Source organism: Desulfococcus sp., assembly GCF_041737845.1.
GTDB lineage: Bacteria > Desulfobacterota > Desulfobacteria > Desulfobacterales > Desulfococcaceae > Desulfococcus.
Genome location: NZ_JBGSQX010000146.1, coordinates 83,270 through 101,133, shown reverse-complemented (window position 1 = coordinate 101,133; position 17,864 = coordinate 83,270). Strand labels below are relative to the sequence as shown.

Below are 17,864 nucleotides of genomic sequence, written 5' to 3'. Positions count from 1 at the left end.
GGGTGTTCGATGCATCGGTGCTGGGGATGGATCAGGATATTTCGGCTTCCGGGGATCCCTCACGGACTCCGCCGGAAGCATTGAAAGCAGCATTTCAGTTTCACAGGCGCCTCCTTGTGGACTCCGTTTCGGATGGACTGCGAAAAATCAAAATGCAAGGTGTGTGCGCCGTCCGATGACGGGGCGAGAGCAGGGGTACCGGAAACCGGTTTCGACGGGGGCGATCGCCGGAGGAAGAAGAGATGCGCCGGTAGAACGGGCTGCAGACCGGGTGCGCAGGCAGTTGAAGCATCAGGGGTCACTTCACGGATCGAAAGCCGGGACTGCTATTATGGTATGCAGTGATTTAAGAAAAATCAAGTAAAAAAGTTTACTTCATTTTTAAAACGGGATTCATTTAAACACGGGTCCGCGACGCCTCGATTAACCCCGGCAAGGCATCTCCAGAGGCGTCCGAGCCGAACCGCATAAACCAAGGTCTACCGGGGCCTGCGGGAACGCCATTTCCCGGGGGAGACGTACATCCCGCCCTGTGCCCACATGCCTCGGCCGTATTTCCGCGCGCGTGCCTCCGCCTCAACATAAGGCTTCGGATCAAACCCCTCCGGAGGCCGCCCCGAATAGACCTCGGCATAACCGGCCTCGACCATGTCGAGACCGACGTTCCGGCCGTCCGCGGACACCTCCGCAAGCTGCCGGTTGTAGCCGTCCATCCCGTACCCCCTGATGTGGATGGGCCGGTTCGAGATCAAGCCCCTCAGGTGATCGGCGGCGGCGCTGCTGTATGGCTGACCGGGCGTTCCTTTCTTCCCGTTGCCCCGCTCGGGAGCGTCGATGCCGACGATCCGGATATGAACGGTGAGGTTGCCGTCCGAGGCCTTGAAGCTGTCGCCGTCGAAGAGGTGGTTCATCCGGAAATCCGGGGACGACGGATCCGCAGAGGCCGCCGCCAGGGGCGCCGCACCGCCCGGGGAAGAAACCGCAGGAGGCCGCGCTTCGGCGGGCACCGGTGTTACCGGCCCGGCCAATACCGACAGGATCTCTTCCCGGGGATAGCCGATGACGGACCCGAAGCGTGAGCATTTGACCAGGCCGTCCTCCTCCCAGGTTTCCACGTTCTCGATCCGCGACCCGTTTTTGAGGAGGATGGTGTCTGCCGGGAGGTCACTCGCGTCCCCGAAACAGAACCCGAAGCAGCAGAGGATCAGCAAGAGCCGGACCCTCCCGAAAACGGCGCATCCGCCCTTCCGGGGGCTTCGGGCGGCCGGCCCGCGGCATGCCGTCGGCATTTCGATCTCAGCAGTCGGTGAAGGCGGGGTGGGTTTCCTCACGGTCCAGAAAAACCTTCAGACGTTCGATATGGGTGTTTTCTTCATCGATGATCGTCTCGACGGACGCCCGTGTCTCGGCATCCTCGATAAAAGGGGTCAGCATTTCGTAGAAAATGATGGTATCCTTCTCGAATTCCAGGAAGATCCGGATCAGCTCCTCCTGATGTTCGATCGCGGAGAAATCGGCGTCCCCGAGAGAAAAAGTCTGCTCCCCGATCATCTCGTCCAGCAGCTCCCGGGTCAGCTCCCGGGAGAAGGGGTGTCGGCCGGCCGCCTTTTTCGCCTTGAGGCGGGAAAAGAACGCCGCGTGCCGGGATTCCTCGTCGGCCATCCATTCCAGAAGAGCGGCCAGTGCCGGATCCGGAACATTCGAAACGGCGCTGCGGTAGACCGCCTCTCCGTTTTTTTCGAATTGAACGGCCATGTCAAAAACCTCATTCGCCAGAAACATGCTTTCCTCCGCTAGAGTTTGTACCGCAGTCCCACGCCGATCGCGTTCGATCCGCCATGGACGTCGTTGAAAAGGCCGAAAACCCCGGAACGATGGTGAAGCCTCACGATCAGGTCCCACTTCGGATAGGACGGCAGCCCGAAGGCCGCTTCGAACATCAGGTAGTTCAGCAGCTTTGACGTGGCGGGATCCAGCCCCGTCAACTCGCCGTGCAAATCCCTTTCCACCGCCGGGACGCGGGTCGCATAGGAAAAGCCCTCTCCCACGGCAAAACTGGTATCGACGTACCGGTCCCACGGAAACCGGAGCCAGCGCAGGGCGAAGAGCGCATTGAATTCCGCGTGATCCTGCGTGGCGCTGGGCAGATCATCCGGGCAGCAGGCAAGGCAGTCTTCCGTGTCGCACGCGAAGACATACGCGTTGAAGTATTTGGCGATCTGGACTTCGACCTCGATATCCAGCAGATCTTTGTACCGGTAGATCTCCTTGCCGACGACCAGCGCCCCCATGTAAGACGGTACGGCATCCACCCGGAGGCTCGCCATATCCGTAACCGCGGAATCGGTCAACTGCCCCAGATAGCCGCCGATATACCAGCCCGCGCGCCGGTTTCTCCACCCGCTGTCTTCCGCCGCTGAAAAACAAGGGAAAAAGCATTGGAGCATCACGACCATCACCGAAAGACAGTGTTTCAGCATGCCATCGCTGCTTTCTCCAGGCGCGGTTCTTCGGACGCCCGGACAGGGGGTCCCCGGAATCTTCATGATCTCCTCCTGATGTCGACGCCTCCGGACCGAGACCCCGTCAGATCGTCGCCATGCTTCCTATGCGTCTTCCGCGCTGGTGGTTTCCCTGAAACCGTCCACTGCCGCCCGGTCATACCCCAAGCTCGCCGCAAGGAGCTGCCGGGTGTACGGGTGCTGCGGCTCCCCGCGCCGGAGCGCTTCCACGGCCAGATGCTCGACGACGGCGCCCTGCTTCATGACGGCCAGGCGGTCGCACATGTGGCTCACAACCGAAAGATCGTGGCTCACAAGAACCGCTGTCATTCGGCGGTGCGTCCGGATATCGGCCAGGAGGTTCAGGATCTCGGCCTGAACCGATACATCCAAAGCGGAGGTCGGCTCGTCCAGGAGCAGGACGTGCGGCTCGAGGACCAGCGCCCGGGCGATGGCGACGCGCTGCCGCTGCCCACCCGAGAGCTGGTGGGGAAACCGGAACCGGCAGCGCCGCCCCAGCCCCACCTCATCCAGGATCGACGCGATGCGCCGGTCCACCCCGTCGATCCGGTGGATGGCAAGCGGCTCCTCCAGAATCCGGTCGACGGTGTGCCTCGGGTGCAGGGAACCATAGGGGTCCTGGAACACCATCTGGACCTGCCTGCAGAAAGCCATGCCGCGCCTCGCGGGCAATGGCTTCCCGGCGATGGCGATCCCGCCCCGGGCCGGCGGGTCGAGGCCGCAGATCGCCCTCAGGACCGTCGTCTTTCCCGAGCCCGATTCCCCCACCAGGCCGAAGGTCGCCCCTTCGTCCACGTGAAACGTGGCCCCGCGCACGGCGTGGACCCGGCCGGAACCATGCCCCAATACCACATGGAGCCCGACCACGTCTATCATGATCTTTCGTCCCCCGCAAGCCACGCGGGATCCCGCTCCAGGGTCGGCAGCCTTCCGCCCGGGCCCCCGATTTCCGGCATGCAGCTCAGGAGGCCCCGGGTATAGGGATGCCTGGCTTCGTGCAGCCTGTCCGCCGGACAGGTCTCCAGGATCCTGCCGCCGTACATGATGAGGACCCGGTCGCAGAAGGCGGCCACCAGGTTGAGGTCGTGGCTGATGAAGATGAGCCCCATCCCCCGCCTTGTCACCAGGTCGTCCAGGATAGCCAGGATCTGTATCCGCACCGTCACGTCCAGGGCGGAGGTCGGTTCGTCGGCGATGAGCAGGTCCGGTCCGGCGGCGATCATCATGGCGATCATGATCCGCTGTCCCATGCCGCCGGAGACCTCGTGGGGGTAGAGGTGAAATACCCGCCGCGGGTCACGGATCCGGACGGCTTCGAGCAGCCCGAGGGCGCGGTGGCGGGCGGCCCCCCGGGAGAGGCGGGAATGGAGGCGGCAGGCCTCGGCGATCTGGCTGCCCACGGACATGACCGGGTTGAGGGAAAAGATCGGGTCCTGCATGACCATGGAAATCCGTCTGCCGCGGATCCGGCGCCAGGTTTTCTCATCAGCCCGGAGAAGGTCGATGCCGTCGAAGGAGAGGGTTTCGGCCCGAACCTCCGCGGCCTTCCGCGTCAGGCCGAGGAGGGTCCTGCCGGTCACCGACTTGCCCGAACCGGACTCTCCGACGATCCCCAGTTTTTCCCGCCCCATCGAAAAACTGACCCCCCGGACCGCCCGGACCATCTCCCTCCGGCCGGGAAAGGCGACCGTGAGGTCCTTCACCACCAGGAGGGGCGCCTCGGGCATCAGCGCCCTCCTTCTGCGGGGTCCAGGAGGTCCCGCAATCCGTCCCCCAGGAGATTGAACCCCAGGCTGACCAGGAAGATGGCGACGCCGGGCATGGTGGCCACCCACCACTGGTCGAGAAGGAATTTCCGCCCGCTCGAGATCATGGCCCCCCATTCCGGGAGCGGGGGCTGGGCCCCCAGGCCCAGAAACCCCAGGCCCGCGGCGGTGAGGATGATGCCGGCCATGTCGAGGGTGACCCGGACGATGAGGGACGGGGCGCAGAGGGGGATGATATGACCCCGGATGATCCGGAAGGGCGTAGCGCCCTGGAGCCGGACGGCCTGGATAAAGCCGGCCCGGCGGCAGGTGAGGGTTTCGGCCCGGGCGATCCGGGCGTAGGCCGGCCAGGAGGTGACGGCGATGGCGATGACGGCGTTCTCGATGCCGGGCCCCAGCGCGGAGACCAGGGCCAGGGCCAGGATCAGCTTGGGGAAAGCCAGGAAGACATCGGTCACCCGCATCAGGACCCTGTCCGCCCACCCGCCCGCATAGCCCGAGACCGTGCCGACGATGAGCCCGATGGGCGCCGCGATGGACGCCACCAGGAAGACCACATAGAGCGTCAGCCGTGCCCCGTGGATGATTCGGCTCAGAATGTCCCGGCCCAGTTCGTCCGTGCCGAGCCAGTGCGCGCCGCCCATGGGCAGCAGGCGGTTCTGCAGATCCGGGGTGTTGGGCGCAAAGGGCGCCAGGGCCGGCGCGGCCGCGGCGACCGTGAGCAGGGTAAGGATGATCATGAGCCCGGCCACGGCCGGACGGTTCTCCATGAACCGAAGCCAGGCATGGCAGGCGCGGCCGCACCGGGCCTGTGCCCGGGAGGTCGGATCGTCGCTCGTGAGCCAGGCGCGGAGGCGCGGGAAGAGGCGTGCGCGCATCGGCCTACCTCGCCCTGGGATCGAGCATTCTGTAGGCGGCGTCGCAGCAGAGATTGATCCCGATGAAGATCGCGCCCACCACCACGGTGCACCCCAGGACGGCGTTCATATCGGCGCTCAGAAGCGAGCGGGTCAGATAGAACCCGAGTCCGGGCCATGCGAAGACGGTCTCCGTCAGCACCGACCCCTCGAGGAGGGTCGCATAGCTGAGCCCGATCACCGTCGCCAGGGGCACCCACGCGTTTCCCAGAGCATGGACCCACACAACCCGGAATTCGCGCATGCCCTTGACGCGGGCGGTCACGATGTATTCGCGGCCGAGCTGTTCAATCATGAACGACCGGGTCATTCGACTGATGTAGGCCAGGCTGAAATACCCCAGGATGGCGGCCGGGAGCACCAGGTGGGCCGCCGCGTTCCGGAAGACCGCCCATTCCCCGGCCATGGCCGCATCGATGAGCAGCACGCCGGTCCCCCCGTCGATCCACCCCTCGTAGACCACATCCAGCCGCCCGGGGCCGGGAAGCCAGGAGAGGCGGCCGTAAAAGAGCAGGAGTCCCACGAGCCCCAGCCAGAAGACCGGGACCGAATAGCCGAAGAGGCCGACGACGCGAAGGACATGGTCCGGCCAGCGGCCCCGGTTGACGGCGGCCGAAACCCCCATGGGCACGCCCAGGAACACGCCGATGAAGGTGGCCGAGGTCGCCAGTTCCAGGGTCGCGGGGAAAACCCTCAGGATATCCTGCGCCACCGGATTCGCCGTCAGCACGGACATCCCCAGGTCCCCCCGCAACACCTGGGCGAGATAGCGGGCGAACTGCCGGTGGAGCGGGAGGTGGAGCCCCAACTCGACGCGCACCCGCTCATACACGTCCGCGGGCGCCCGGTCTCCCACGGCCGCCAGAACCGGATCGATGGGGACGACCCGTCCGATCAGGAAGGTGATGAAAAGCAGGCCGGCGAAGGTCAGGGCCACGGAGACGAGGAGGCCTGCCGCGGCCCGCATCGCCCCGGCCAAACGCCGGTGCCGGAGAGCCTGCGCCCTGTTTCGGCCTTCGGGAACGTCGTCCTCGGTCACGGGTCACTCCTTCTCGGTGAGCCGGTAAACATTGCTGTCGAAGCTGGGGCCCAGAACGAACTGTTTCACATTTGCCCGGCACGCCGCCGTCTCGATGTCCTGAAACAGGATGACAAAAGGCGAAACGGCCTGATGCTCCTTCTGAAGATCGAGATACATCCGGGCCCGCTTGACCGGATCCCTCTCAACGACCGCCGCAGCCGTTTTCCGCGTCATGTCGGGAATGTCCCAGGCATTCCGCCAGGCCAGGGTTTTGGCATCGGCATCATCGGCGTTGTCGGGATTGGCGGCGAAGGTGCCGGCGTTGGTGTGGGGGTCCTGATAATCGGGCCCCCAGCGGCCGATGTGGATCTCGTGGTTTCTCGCCCGGTACTTGGTGATGGCCTGCTTGGCGTCCATGGGGAGGATCTCCACCTTGACCCCCGCCAGGGCGAAGGTGGACTGGATGGACTGGGCCATGTCGATGGTGGGGAAGGCGTTCCGGACGTCCATGCTGACGGCAAAACCTTCGGGATAGCCCGCTTCGGCCAGCAGCGCCCTGGCCTGTTTCACGTCGAGGGAGAAGGGCTTTTCCTCGAGGGCGCCGAGGAATCCCCGGGGCAGAAACGCCTGATGGACCACCATGGCGCCCTTGAGGATCGTCCCGGCGATGCCCTCGTAGTCGACCAGGTATTTAAGGGCTTGACGGACCCCGGGGTGTTTGAGGACTTCGTGCTTCTGGTTGAGGCCCAGGTAGAAGAGGCCGCCCTTGGGCGCCGTCTGGATGACGATATCCCGGTTCGCCGTGATGCCGGCGATCTGGTCCGGCCCCAGGTTCCGGGCGATGTCAACGTCCCCTTTTTCCAGGAGGAGGCGCTGGGTGGCCGGTTCGGCGATATGGCGGAGGATCACCCGGCGCATCCTGGAGGGGCCTTTCCAGTACCGGTCGTTCCGGTCCAGAAAAATCGACTCTCCGGCCTTCCAGCTTTTGAGGTGAAACGGCCCGGAGCCGGCATGGCGGGTCCGGAGCCACGCATGCCCCATGTCGCCGTCCTGCTCGTGGGTCATCACCGTATTCATGTCCACCACGGACCCCACGGTCGCCGTCAGGCAGTAAAGCAGGAAAGTCGGCGCGTAGACCTTGTCGGTCTCCATGACCAGGGTCCTGTCGTCCGATGCCCGGATCTTCTCTCTGACGTTTTCGGGGGTGTACCCGAACTGGGACAGGATGAAGGCGGGCGATTTGTTCAACAGGATCAGGCGGTGAAGGGAAAAGGCCGCATCGCGGGCCGTCAGGGGGTTGCCGGAGGTGAAGGAGATGCCGTCCCGGATCCTGAAGGTGTAAGTTTTTCCGTCATCCGAGACCGTCCAGCTTTCAGCCGCCTCGCCGCGGATCCGGCTTACGTCGCCGATATCGTATCCGATCAGGCGGTCGTAGGTGTTGGCCGCGTATTCAGCGCCGGAGAACTCGAAGATCTCGGCCGGGTCCAGGGTGATGATGTCGTCGAATTGCCAGGCCATGACCAGGGTGTCCCCGGGGATCTCCGCCCGGGAGCAGACGGCGGTGGAGATCAGGATCAGCCCCGCGGCGCATGCCAGCCATCTCTTCATCGGAACCTCCTTCTGGTGAATCGTTTGTTTTGTTGAAATTTCACATGGATTCAGGAGAAATGTCAAGCCGGCTGTACGGCGGGGGGTCGGAATCGTTGACAGGGGCGGATAATTCCTCTATTTTCGTTCCGGCGGAAAACCGCCGTCACTATTCCTGAATGCCGGAAAAGGCCTGTCATCATGGGATCGAAACACATTCGGATTTCTTCGGGGGTGGCTGAACTGGATCGGCTGCTGGGCGGGCTGTTCATCGGCGACAATGTGGTCTGGTACGATGACGCGGGCAGCCTGGCCGGGGTGTTCTGCATGAATTTCATCCAGGCCAGCCAGGCCGCGGACAAGGCGATCGTCTACGTGAGCTTCGACCGGTCGCCCAAAAACCTCCTCGAAAAGCTGGGCGCCCTTGCGGAAAATCAGCACATGACCATCGTGGACTGCTTTACCTGCGGCAAGGGGGACGGCTCCGACATCTTCAACAAGTTCTATGAAAAAAACGGCGCCCGGTGGCCCTACCGGATCATCAAGGTGAACGAACCCTGGGACCCCAAACAGGTCATGGAGGCGATCTACGGCATCCACAAGCCCCTCCGGGAGGATGTCCGGTTTGTATTCGAAAGCCTGACGGGCATGCAGGACCTCTGGGGCGGAGAGGACCAGATCCTCAAGTTCTACACCCACACCTGCCCCCAGCTCTACGAACTCAACACCATCGCCTACTGGATCGCGGAAAAGGCGGCCCACTCGGTCAAGCTCAAGGCCCACATCAACCAGATCGCCCAGGTGGCCATGGATCTCTCCATGCGGCGGGGAAAATCCGCCCTGACCATCCTCAAGGCCGAAAAGCGTCATCCCAATACCCTCAACACCCCCATCCAGTACTGGAGCGACGGGACGGATCTACGGTTTGAGGACCAGAAACGGGCTTCGGGCCCCATCGACATCGGCCAGCGGCTCAGGGAGCTGCGCACCCGGCAGGGGCTTTCCCAGACCGAACTCGCCCGGTCGGTGGGAGTCACGCCCAGCACCATCTCGCAGATCGAAAGCAACCTGATCCACCCGTCGCTTTCGGCACTGTTCAAGATCGCCGAAACCCTCTCCATCAAGGTCTCGGCTTTTTTCCAGGAAGAGAACGATCAAAGCGATCCGGTGGTTTTCTCCGTGACCCAGGGGGTGAACATTTACTTTCCCAACCTTCCCAGGGACGCCATCTCCGGGAAAGTCCTGACCCCCCCGGGGGCGGATTACAAGGTCGAGCCCTCCGTCATCGAGATCCCGGGCGGAGCGGCCCTCGCCGCCCACTTCTACATGCACAAGGGGGAGGAGTTGGGCTACCTTATCGAAGGCCGGCTTCAGGCGGAAATCAAGCATGTCCTCCATGATCTTGCGGCCGGCGACATCGTCTATCTCACCTCCGAAATTCCCACCCAGTGGAAAAATCCCGGGCCGGGTCCGGCGCGTCTGCTCTGGCTCAAGATCAAATAACCCGCTCCCCGGCATGACGGCAGGCGCCCCGTTCCGATGGGGAAACCGCCCTGGAACCGTCCCGGCCCAAAGAAACCGGCCGTGTTCAGCCATGCTGCCGCGATGGCGCGCCATTGTCGGCAGCAGCCTGTCGGCAGCAGCCTTGTCACGCTTTTCTTTTTCAGATATACTTGCCCCATGAAAACAGACACCCGCCAGTCCCACGACGCGTATGTGAAGGCCCTCACCGATATCAGCCGGGCCATTACATCGGATCTCTTCCTGGAAGACCTCCTGAAGCTCATCGTCATGGTCACGGCCAAGGTCACCGGCGTGGACATCTGCTCCCTGTGGCTGATCGAGGAGATGGACGGTGCGCTGAAGATCCGGCTGAAGGCCACCCAGGCCATCGCCCCGGAGTATGTCAAAGACCGGTCCCTCGACCTGAGCGAGGGGGTTGTGGGGTATGTGGCGACCCACAACCGCCCGCTGATCGTCAAGAACGTTCTGAAAAGCAAGCGGTTCAAGGAAAAGGAGATGGCCCGGAAGCTCGGCCTCGTCTCCATGCTGAGCGTCCCGCTCCAGGTCAAGGGGGAAAAGGTGATCGGCGTGCTGAACTGCTTTACGTCGGCGCCCCACGATTTTTCGGAAACCGAGGTCAACCTCATCACGGCGGTCTCGAACCAGGCGGCCCTGGCCATTCTCAACGCCGAATTGATGGTCAAGACCAAGGTCATCCAGGAGGAACTCGAGACCCGGAAGGTCATCGAGCGGGCCAAGGAGATCATTATGCACCGGCGCGGCATGAAAGGCGACGAAGCCTATCGCTGGATCCAGAAAAAGAGCATGGACAACCGGAAATCCATGCGCCAGGTCGCCGAAGCCATTCTGCTCTCCGAAGAGGTTTACCACCAGTAGCGACACTGCGGACCCCCGGCGGCTTTTTAGTAAAAATTAACGATGCCGCCATTTTTATTATTTATGCTTGACAGATAATTTCAGTAGCACTAATATCCCCGCAAATTCAACAAAATGCTTTTTGATCCGCGCACAACGGCGTGCGGGGATCAAAAAAGAACGTATAGACAAAGGTGTCTGATATCTTCGCTTACGAAGACAGGCGCCTTTTTTGTTTTTGAGGAATCGTCGGCGTTGTATCGTCAAACATCAACTCATCTGCGACAGATGAAAAAAAGGAGAAGGAACCGTGCGCTTTTCTAAAGCAAATGACGTTCTGGGGACGTTGAACCGCGGCAATCCGGCGGAGTCGGGGCTCTGTACCCTGTGCCGGGCGGATTGCGAGGGCAAATGTGAAACGTGGCTTTCCAGCCTGGTCGGGCGAAAGCTTCTCTATCCGAGAAGCTTCGGCATCGTAACCGCGGGGGCCAACAACACCACCCATGTGGGGGTGTCTTACAATTCATTGAGAATCCAGGGATACGCCTATGGGGCAAGCGGACTGTCCGAGGGGATGAGTTCGGATCCCGACGACTGCATCTTCCCGAATGTCAGCCTGGCCACCGAATTTGGAAAAGCCGTCAAAACCAGGATCAGCATGCCCCTCATGACCGGGGCCATGGGATCGACCTTCGTTGCGGAAAAATACTGGGACGCATTTGCCATCGGCGGGGCACTGGTGGGCATCCCCGTGGTCATCGGTGAAAACGTCGTGGGCGTGGACCGGAAATCCGAGATCTCCCCCGGGGACGCCCGCAAGGGCAAGATCAAGAGCGCTCCGGAGCTCGAGCGCCGCATCGACGGCTACCTCCGGTATTTCGACGGCAACGGCGCCATTATCGTCCAGCTCAACGTGGAAGACACCCGAAACGGCGTTGCGGAGTTCGTTGCCGACAAGTACGGCGACAAATGCATCATCGAGCTCAAATGGGGGCAGGGCGCCAAAAACATCGGCGGAGAAATCCAGGTCAGAAGCCTTGATTACGCGCTTTTCCTGAAAGACCGGGGCTATATCGTGGATCCGGATCCCACCATACCCGAGGTCCAGGAGGCTTTCGAGAACGGCTCCATCAAATCCTTCGCCCGCCACAGCCGGCTGGGAGCGACCAATCTGAACACCGTGGACCAGGTCCGCCGGGACTTCATGAACAATGTCGAGTACCTGCGGAGCATCGGATTCACCAGGATCACCCTGAAGACCGGCTCCTACGGCATGGAGGAGCTGGCCATGGCCATCAAGTTCGCCACCGACGCCAAGCTGGATCTTCTCACCATCGACGGCTCCGGCGGCGGCACCGGCATGAGCCCCTGGAACATGATGCAGAGCTGGGGGGTTCCGTCCATCCATCTCCACGCCAAGGCCTACCAATACGCCAGCATCCTGGCGGCGAAGGGCCACAGCGTCGTGGACATGTCCTTTGCCGGCGGGTTTGCCACGGAAGACCACATCTTCAAGGCCCTGGCGCTGGGCGCCCCGTTCACCAAACTGGTCTGCATGGGACGGGCCGTCATGATCCCGGGCTTTGTGGGCGCCAACATCGAGGGCGCGCTTTTCCCCGACAGGAGAGCGGCCGTCAACGGTAACTGGGCCGAACTGCCGAAAACCGTGCAGCGGGTGGGAAACAGCGCCAAGGAGATCTTCGCCTGCTACTTCGACGTGGAAAAGAAGGTGGGCAAGGACGAGATGAAGCACATCCCCTACGGCGCCATCGCCTTCTACACCCTGGCGGACAAGCTGGCCGGCGGCCTGCAGCAGCTCATGGCCGGGGCGCGGAAATTCTCCATGTCCCAGATCACGCGGCAGGAAATCTTCTCGGGCAACCGGGAAACGGCCTACGAGACCGGGGTTCCCCACGTCTGCGATGTCAATGACGAAAGCGCAAAGAAGATCCTCAATTCATAATGGTTGACAATCTGATGTGATGTCGAAAAAAGCCTTCCGGGGAATGCCTTCCGGAAGGCTTTTTTGTGGGAGTACGCCGCCGACGCCCGGGAATCACGAGGTATAGATGGAGCATTTCCGGGCGGCCTGGGCCGCCTCCATGAGGGCCTCGGAAAGGGTCGGATGGCCGTGGACCGCCCGGGCGATGTCTTCCGAACCCGCGCCGAATTCCATGGCCAGCACGCATTCGGCGATCATCTCGGCGGCATGGGGACCCAGGATGTGGACCCCCAGGATGCGGTCCGTCCGGGAATGACAGATCAGCTTGACGAAACCCTCGGTCTCTCCCATGCAGCGGGCACGGGCCGCCCCGGAGAAGGGGTAGGTCCCGGTGCAGTAGGGGATCTTTCTTTCCTTGGCCGTCTCCTCCGTGATGCCCACGCTGGCCGCCTCGGGCCAGGTATAGACCACGGCCGGCAGGGCGTCGTAATTGACCTCGCCGGGAATTCCGGCCATATTTTCAACGGCGGCGACGCCTTCGGCCGATGCCTTGTGGGCCAGGGCCGGCCCGGGGATGAGGTCGCCGACGGCATAGATGGAATCGACGCGGGTCTGATACCGGCTGTTGACCCGGACGTGTCCGGTGCGTTCGTCCGTTTCGACGCCCACCGGTTCGAGGTTGAGCCCCCGGGTCAGGGGCCTGCGGCCCACTGCCACCAGAACCCGGTCGCATGCCAGGGTCGATGATCCGTCCTTTCCCTCGATCGTGACCGCGGCCTTCCCGTCCTTCACCTCGGCCCCGGAGACCCGGGTATTCAGGTGGAAGGTCATCCCCTGTTTCTTCAATACCCTTTCCAGCGCCCGATTCACGTGGCCGTCCAGGGTCGCCGCGATCCTGGGCAGCATCTCCACCACCGTGACTGCTGCCCCCAGCCGCCGCCAGACCGACCCCAGCTCCAGCCCGATGTAACCGCCCCCCACCACCACCAGGTGGTCCGGCACCGCATCAAAGGAGAGCGCCCCCGTGGAATCGACGATCACCTTGCCGTCGAAGGCCTGCCCCGGCACCTCGATGGGCGCACTGCCGGTGGCCAGAAGAATGTTTTTGGCCTTGAGGATCCTTTCACCGCCGCCTTCGGTGATCACCGCAACCTCATGGGGGCCTGCAAGGCTTGCCGTGCCGCTAACAATGTCGATGGCGTTTCTTTCCAGGAGTTTTCTCACCTGGTCGGTCAGATCGGCCACGACCTTGTCCTTACGCTTCATCATTGCGGTCAGATCGAAGGAGATGCCTTCGAAACGGATCCCGTGATCCTGGAATTTTTCCTTGGCCTGGATGAAGTGCTCGCTGGAATCGAGCAGGGCCTTGCTGGGAATGCACCCGACATTGAGACAGACCCCGCCCGGGCGCGCCTCCTTTTCGACGCACGCCACCGTAAACCCGAGCTGAACCGCCCGTACCGCCGCCACATATCCGCCGGGCCCTGTGCCCACCACGATCAGATCGTATTCTTTTGCCTCCGCCATATCAGACCTCCATCAGCATGCGTTCCGGGTTTTCGACCATCTCCTTGATGCGTTTCAGGAATGTCACCGCCTCCCGGCCGTCGACGATCCGGTGGTCGTAGCTCAGGGCCACGTACATCATGGGGCGGATGACGATCTCGTTATCGATGACGACCGGGCGCTTCTCGATCCGGTGCATCCCCAGGATGCCGCTCTGGGGCGGGTTCAAAATCGGCGTGCTCAGGAGCGACCCGAAAACGCCGCCGTTGGTGATGGTGAAGGTCGCCCCTTCGAGATCGGAAAGCTCCAGGCGGTTCTCCTGGATCTTGGCCACGTAATCGATGATCGCCCGCTCGATGTCCGCGAAGCCCATGCGGTCGGCGTCCCGGATGACCGGTACGACCAGGCCCCGGGGCGACCCCACGGCGATGCCGATATGGTAATAATGGTGAAACACGATGTCGTCGCCGTCGATGAAGGCGTTGATCTGGGGAAACTCCATGAGCGCCCGGACCGAGGCCTGGATGAAGAAGGACATGAATCCCAGGGCCACGTCGTGCTTTTTCTTGAATTCATCCTTGTACCGGGACCGGATCTCCATGGTCCGGCTCATGTCGATGTCGTTGAAGGTGGTCAGCATGGCCGTATTCTGTTTGGCCTCAAGAAGGCGGGCGGCGATCCGCTTGCGGATGGGGCTCATGGGCTTCCGTTCGACGGCCGGGGATGCCCCGGCGGGGGCGGCGGGAGCGGACGGGGCCTTGTCCGGCGCCGCAGCCCGGGCCTCCAGGTAAAGGAGGACATCCCCCTTGGTGATGCGCCCGCCGGGCCCGCTCCCCTTGATCCGGCCGGGATCGATGCGGTGAAGGGCCGCAAGCCGCCGGACCGAGGGCGACAGATCCGCCTCGTCTCCCCCGGCCTCCGGAGCCGCCTGAGGCGCTTCCCGTGGGGTTTCCGCTTCCCGGGGCGGTTTTTCGGTTTTTTCCCCCGGCGCCTTCACGGGCGCTGCTTTTTCCGGAAGCTTTTTGCCGGGCGGTGCCGCTTCAGCCCTGCGATCCGGTCGATCTTTGATTGCCTCAGGGGCTGCCTCTTTCGGAGGCGCAGGCGTTTCTGCGGCAGCCTCGCCGCCGGTCAAGATGGTGCCAACCACCGTCCCGATGGCCACGGTTTCCCCTTCCCGCACCAGGATTTTCAATACCCCGTCAGCCTCTGCCACCACCTCCAGGGTGACCTTGTCCGTCTCGATCACGAAAAGCGGATCCTCTCTTTTCACCGTCTCTCCATCCGCCTTGTACCACTGGGCCAGAATCGCTTCCTGAACCGACTCCCCGACGCCGGGGATTTTGATCTCTACTGCCATGGTTGCTCCTTCGTTTTGAAAGACTGTTCAGGTCAGCCCGTTTGAATGCCGGAGAGCTGGCCCACGGCCTGGTCCGGAAGCAGGCCCTGCTCCTGTTTGTAGATATTGGCGAAGCCGGTGGCCGGGCTGGCCGAGGGGTTCCTGCCGACGTAGGAGGGGGCCTTGCCGATGATCTCCTCCAGCCTCGGCCTCATGAACTGCCAAGCCTCCATGTTTTTGGGGCCCTCTTGAACCCAGATCCACTGCTCGGCTTTCTGGTATTTCAGGGCGATCCCCTCCAGCGCTTCCCGGGGGAAGGGGTATAACTGCTCGACGCGCACAATGGCGATGTCATAGGCCTTGAGGCTATCGCGGCGTTCCAGAAGCTGGTAATAGATCTTTCCGCTGCAGAGAATCACCCGGCGGGACTTTTCAATGGCCGCCGGGTCGTCGATCACTTCGCGGAAGGTCCCCCGGGTGAAATCGCCGATGGCGGAAACGGCTCGGGGATGGCGCAGCAGGCTTTTGGGGGTCATCAGGATCAGGGGTTTGCGCCAGGGGCTTTTCACCTGCCGTCGCAGGAGATGGAAATACTGGGCCGGGGTCGTCGGGTTGCAGACCTGGATATTGTCGTGGGCGCAGAGAAGAAGAAAGCGCTCCAGCCGGGCGCTGGAGTGCTCCGGCCCCAACCCCTCCCATCCGTGGGGCAGGAGCATGACCAGCCCTGAAAGCCGCTGCCACTTGGTCTCGCCGCTCACGATGTAAAGATCGATGATGCCCTGTGCGTTGTTGGCGAAATCGCCGAACTGGGCCTCCCACAGGGTCAGCCCCTCGGGCCGGATGACGGAATAGCCGTAATCGAACCCCAGGACCCCGGCTTCGGACAGGGAACTGTTGAGCACGCTGAAGTCGGCCCTGCCCCGGCAGACGCCTTTCAAGGGGATATGGGGGAGGCCGGTCTTGACGTCCATGATGACGCTGTGTCGCTGGCTGAAGGTGCCACGACCGCTGTCCTGGCCGCTCAGGCGGATGAAATGGCCTTCCGACAGCAGGGAGGCGAAGGCCAGGGATTCAGCGTTGGCCCAGTCGATGCCCTGACCGGCTTCAACGCTTTCCCGCCGCTTTTCCAGGAGCCGCAGGAGCTTGGGATGGGGGGTGAACCCGGATGGAAAGGTGGTCAGGTCTTTTGCCAGGGCCGCCAGGGTTTCGGCGGAAACGACGGTCTCCACCGGCTCAAAGGCGTAATTGCCGTGATATTCCCCCCAGTTTTCATAAAACCGGGGAACGGGAAAAACCGTGGGGTTCTCCCGGGCGGCGTGGAATGCCTCTTCCAGGCACTGGGTGATGCCGTCCTCGATACCCGCCGCGCCGTCCGCATCGATGTCGCCGTTTTCGATCAACCGATCGGTATATATCCTGTGGATCGGGGGACGCTCCCGGATGCGTTCATACATGGCGGGCTGGGTGAAATAGGGCTCGTCCCCCTCGTTGTGGCCGAACCTCCGGTAACAGACCATGTCGATGATGACGTCCTTGCCGAAGGCCGTGCGGTAGTCCAGGGCCAGCCTGGCCACATGGACGACGGCTTCGGGGTTCTCCCCGTGGACGTGAAAGATGGGCACCATCAGCATCTTGGCGACATCGGTGGAATACCGGGTCGAGCGGGCGTTCTCCGGAAGGGTGGTGTAGCCGATCTGGTTGTTGACGATGATATGGACGGTCCCTTCAGTCTTATACCCTTCCAGTTGGGACAGGTTGAGGGTTTCGGTGACGATGCCCTGGCCGGCGAAGGCGGAGTCCCCGTGGATCAGAAGCGGCAGCACCCGGCTGCGCGGGCCGTTTTCGAGAAGGTCCTGGCGGGCGAAGGCGATGCCCTCGACCACCGGATCGACCGATTCCAGATGGCTGGGATTGTTCACGAGGAAGGCCCGGACCCGCCGTTGATTCGCCAGGGTCAGGTCCGCGAGAAACCCGTTGTGGTATTTGACGTCTCCGGCACCCACAAGGCTTTCGGGATTGTAGGTGTTGATAAACTCCCGGAAGATCTCCTCGTAGCTCTTGAGGAGCACGTTCGAGAGGACGTTGAGCCGGCCCCGGTGCGCCATGCCCAGGATGATCTCGGTCATGCCGGCGTCGGACCCGTGAAGGAACAGGGCATCCAGGAGGGGGATGAGGGATTCGGCCCCTTCCAAGGAAAACCGGGTCTGACCCATGTATTTTTTATGAAGAAAAGTCTCAAAAACAGCGGCCTGATAGAGTTTGCTGAGGATGCGGCGCCGCTCGTCCGGTGAAAGATCGGGCCGGTTTCGGGTCGGCTCCATGCGGTCCTGAAGCCACCGGCGCTCGTCCGGATCCTGGAGATGCATGTATTCCACCCCTACGGACCGGCAATAGGTTTCGCGGAGTTCCCGGAGGATATCCTTCAGGGGCGCGCTCAGGGTTTTCGAGAACCGCCGGGTGTAAAATTCGGTGTTCAGATCCTCGGGGGTAAGGCCCAGGGATGAGAGCGCGAGAAGGGGATGGTCCGTGGGGCAGGCCGCCAGCGGATCGAGGCAGGCCAGGAGATGCCCCATGTCGCGATAGCGGTATTTGAGGGCTTCGACCCGGGACTGCAGGAGAGCCTTGTCGAGGGTGCAGGCGTCGAGAGGAAGGCCCGCCTCGGTTGCGGCCGCCGGCGCGGCCGGCGCTTCCGCGGGGACGGGTTTCAGGTCCTCGACGCCCGCGATCTCGAATCCGCGGAAGAAGATCTGCCAGTCCCGGCTGAGGGCTTGGGGCTCGGCTTTCCATCGCTGGTACTGCGCGTCGATATAGTCCAGGTTCATCGTTTCGGGGATATCCATCTTGGTCACCTCTGCCCGTTGGGATGGGAACGGTTATGAATTGTATGG

Annotated in this window: 14 protein-coding genes; 3 read left to right on the top strand and 11 right to left on the bottom strand. The window is 62.7% G+C overall.

Annotated features, from left to right (window positions below):
- Positions 1-479: 479 nt before the first annotated feature.
- From ACEW8N_RS17610 to ACEW8N_RS17575, 8 genes are read right to left on the bottom strand one after another with little or no spacing between them, the layout of a single operon-like run.
- Positions 480-1,289, bottom strand: coding sequence for a thermonuclease family protein (locus ACEW8N_RS17610; protein ID WP_373501165.1), 810 nt, complete (start codon positions 1,287-1,289; stop codon positions 480-482).
- Between the two features lie 7 nt (positions 1,290-1,296).
- Positions 1,297-1,782: a ferritin family protein gene (locus tag ACEW8N_RS17605; protein WP_373501164.1), complete on the bottom strand. Its 486-nt coding sequence runs from the start codon at positions 1,780-1,782 to the stop codon at positions 1,297-1,299.
- An 11-nt stretch (positions 1,783-1,793) separates the two neighbouring features.
- Positions 1,794-2,546: a hypothetical protein gene (locus tag ACEW8N_RS17600; RefSeq protein ID WP_373501163.1), complete on the bottom strand. Its 753-nt coding sequence runs from the start codon at positions 2,544-2,546 to the stop codon at positions 1,794-1,796.
- A 60-nt stretch (positions 2,547-2,606) separates the two neighbouring features.
- On the bottom strand, positions 2,607-3,398 hold the full coding sequence (locus ACEW8N_RS17595; RefSeq protein WP_373501162.1) for an ABC transporter ATP-binding protein: 792 nt from the start codon (positions 3,396-3,398) through the stop codon (positions 2,607-2,609).
- Entirely contained in the window at positions 3,395-4,249 is an 855-nt protein-coding gene (locus tag ACEW8N_RS17590) for an ABC transporter ATP-binding protein (RefSeq protein ID WP_373501161.1), read from the bottom strand. The genes ACEW8N_RS17595 and ACEW8N_RS17590 overlap by 4 nt, the downstream gene beginning before the upstream one ends.
- Positions 4,249-5,166: a nickel transporter permease gene (gene nikC, locus ACEW8N_RS17585; protein ID WP_373501160.1), complete on the bottom strand. Its 918-nt coding sequence runs from the start codon at positions 5,164-5,166 to the stop codon at positions 4,249-4,251. The genes ACEW8N_RS17590 and nikC overlap by 1 nt, the downstream gene beginning before the upstream one ends.
- 4 nt (positions 5,167-5,170) lie before the next feature.
- Positions 5,171-6,244 carry an ABC transporter permease gene (locus tag ACEW8N_RS17580; protein ID WP_373501159.1) on the bottom strand — a complete coding sequence of 358 codons (1,074 nt, stop codon included), beginning with the start codon at positions 6,242-6,244 and terminating at the stop codon, positions 5,171-5,173.
- Between the two features lie 3 nt (positions 6,245-6,247).
- Complete coding sequence (locus ACEW8N_RS17575) at positions 6,248-7,834, bottom strand: ABC transporter substrate-binding protein (RefSeq protein ID WP_373501158.1); 1,587 nt, start codon at positions 7,832-7,834, stop codon at positions 6,248-6,250.
- Between the two features lie 180 nt (positions 7,835-8,014).
- On the opposite strand from ACEW8N_RS17575, the gene ACEW8N_RS17570 reads away from it, so the two are divergent.
- From ACEW8N_RS17570 to ACEW8N_RS17560, 3 genes are all read left to right on the top strand, one after another.
- Positions 8,015-9,316, top strand: a complete 1,302-nt coding sequence (locus ACEW8N_RS17570) for a helix-turn-helix domain-containing protein (protein WP_373501157.1) — start codon at positions 8,015-8,017, stop codon at positions 9,314-9,316.
- Positions 9,317-9,493: 177 nt separating this feature from the next.
- The gene (locus tag ACEW8N_RS17565) at positions 9,494-10,213 is read left to right on the top strand and encodes a GAF domain-containing protein (RefSeq protein ID WP_373501156.1); all 720 of its coding nucleotides are present in this window, start codon (positions 9,494-9,496) and stop codon (positions 10,211-10,213) included.
- A 289-nt stretch (positions 10,214-10,502) separates the two neighbouring features.
- Positions 10,503-12,155, top strand: a complete 1,653-nt coding sequence (locus ACEW8N_RS17560) for a glutamate synthase-related protein (RefSeq protein WP_373501155.1) — start codon at positions 10,503-10,505, stop codon at positions 12,153-12,155.
- 93 nt (positions 12,156-12,248) lie between these two features.
- On the opposite strand, the gene lpdA is transcribed toward ACEW8N_RS17560, so the two are convergent.
- The 3 genes from lpdA to ACEW8N_RS17545 are packed head-to-tail and all read right to left on the bottom strand — an operon-like array spanning position 12,249 to position 17,816.
- Positions 12,249-13,661: a dihydrolipoyl dehydrogenase gene (gene lpdA / locus ACEW8N_RS17555; RefSeq protein WP_373501154.1), complete on the bottom strand. Its 1,413-nt coding sequence runs from the start codon at positions 13,659-13,661 to the stop codon at positions 12,249-12,251.
- 1 nt (position 13,662) lies between these two features.
- A complete protein-coding gene (gene odhB / locus ACEW8N_RS17550) occupies positions 13,663-14,997 on the bottom strand; it encodes a 2-oxoglutarate dehydrogenase complex dihydrolipoyllysine-residue succinyltransferase (protein ID WP_373501153.1) in 1,335 nt (444 codons plus the stop codon).
- Positions 14,998-15,029: 32 nt separating this feature from the next.
- Entirely contained in the window at positions 15,030-17,816 is a 2,787-nt protein-coding gene (locus ACEW8N_RS17545; RefSeq protein WP_373501152.1) for a 2-oxoglutarate dehydrogenase E1 component, read from the bottom strand.
- Positions 17,817-17,864: the final 48 nt, after the last annotated feature.

Coding starts and splice junctions, on each gene's coding strand:
- ACEW8N_RS17610 (WP_373501165.1), bottom strand. CDS start 1,289: ATGCCGACGGCATGCCGCGGGCCGGCCGCCCGAAGCCCCCGGAAGGGC.
- ACEW8N_RS17605 (WP_373501164.1), bottom strand. CDS start 1,782: ATGTTTCTGGCGAATGAGGTTTTTGACATGGCCGTTCAATTCGAAAAA.
- ACEW8N_RS17600 (WP_373501163.1), bottom strand. CDS start 2,546: ATGAAGATTCCGGGGACCCCCTGTCCGGGCGTCCGAAGAACCGCGCCT.
- ACEW8N_RS17595 (WP_373501162.1), bottom strand. CDS start 3,398: ATGATAGACGTGGTCGGGCTCCATGTGGTATTGGGGCATGGTTCCGGC.
- ACEW8N_RS17590 (WP_373501161.1), bottom strand. CDS start 4,249: ATGCCCGAGGCGCCCCTCCTGGTGGTGAAGGACCTCACGGTCGCCTTT.
- nikC (WP_373501160.1), bottom strand. CDS start 5,166: ATGCGCGCACGCCTCTTCCCGCGCCTCCGCGCCTGGCTCACGAGCGAC.
- ACEW8N_RS17575 (WP_373501158.1), bottom strand. CDS start 7,834: ATGAAGAGATGGCTGGCATGCGCCGCGGGGCTGATCCTGATCTCCACC.
- ACEW8N_RS17570 (WP_373501157.1), top strand. CDS start 8,015: ATGGGATCGAAACACATTCGGATTTCTTCGGGGGTGGCTGAACTGGAT.
- ACEW8N_RS17565 (WP_373501156.1), top strand. CDS start 9,494: ATGAAAACAGACACCCGCCAGTCCCACGACGCGTATGTGAAGGCCCTC.
- lpdA (WP_373501154.1), bottom strand. CDS start 13,661: ATGGCGGAGGCAAAAGAATACGATCTGATCGTGGTGGGCACAGGGCCC.
- odhB (WP_373501153.1), bottom strand. CDS start 14,997: ATGGCAGTAGAGATCAAAATCCCCGGCGTCGGGGAGTCGGTTCAGGAA.
- ACEW8N_RS17545 (WP_373501152.1), bottom strand. CDS start 17,816: ATGGATATCCCCGAAACGATGAACCTGGACTATATCGACGCGCAGTAC.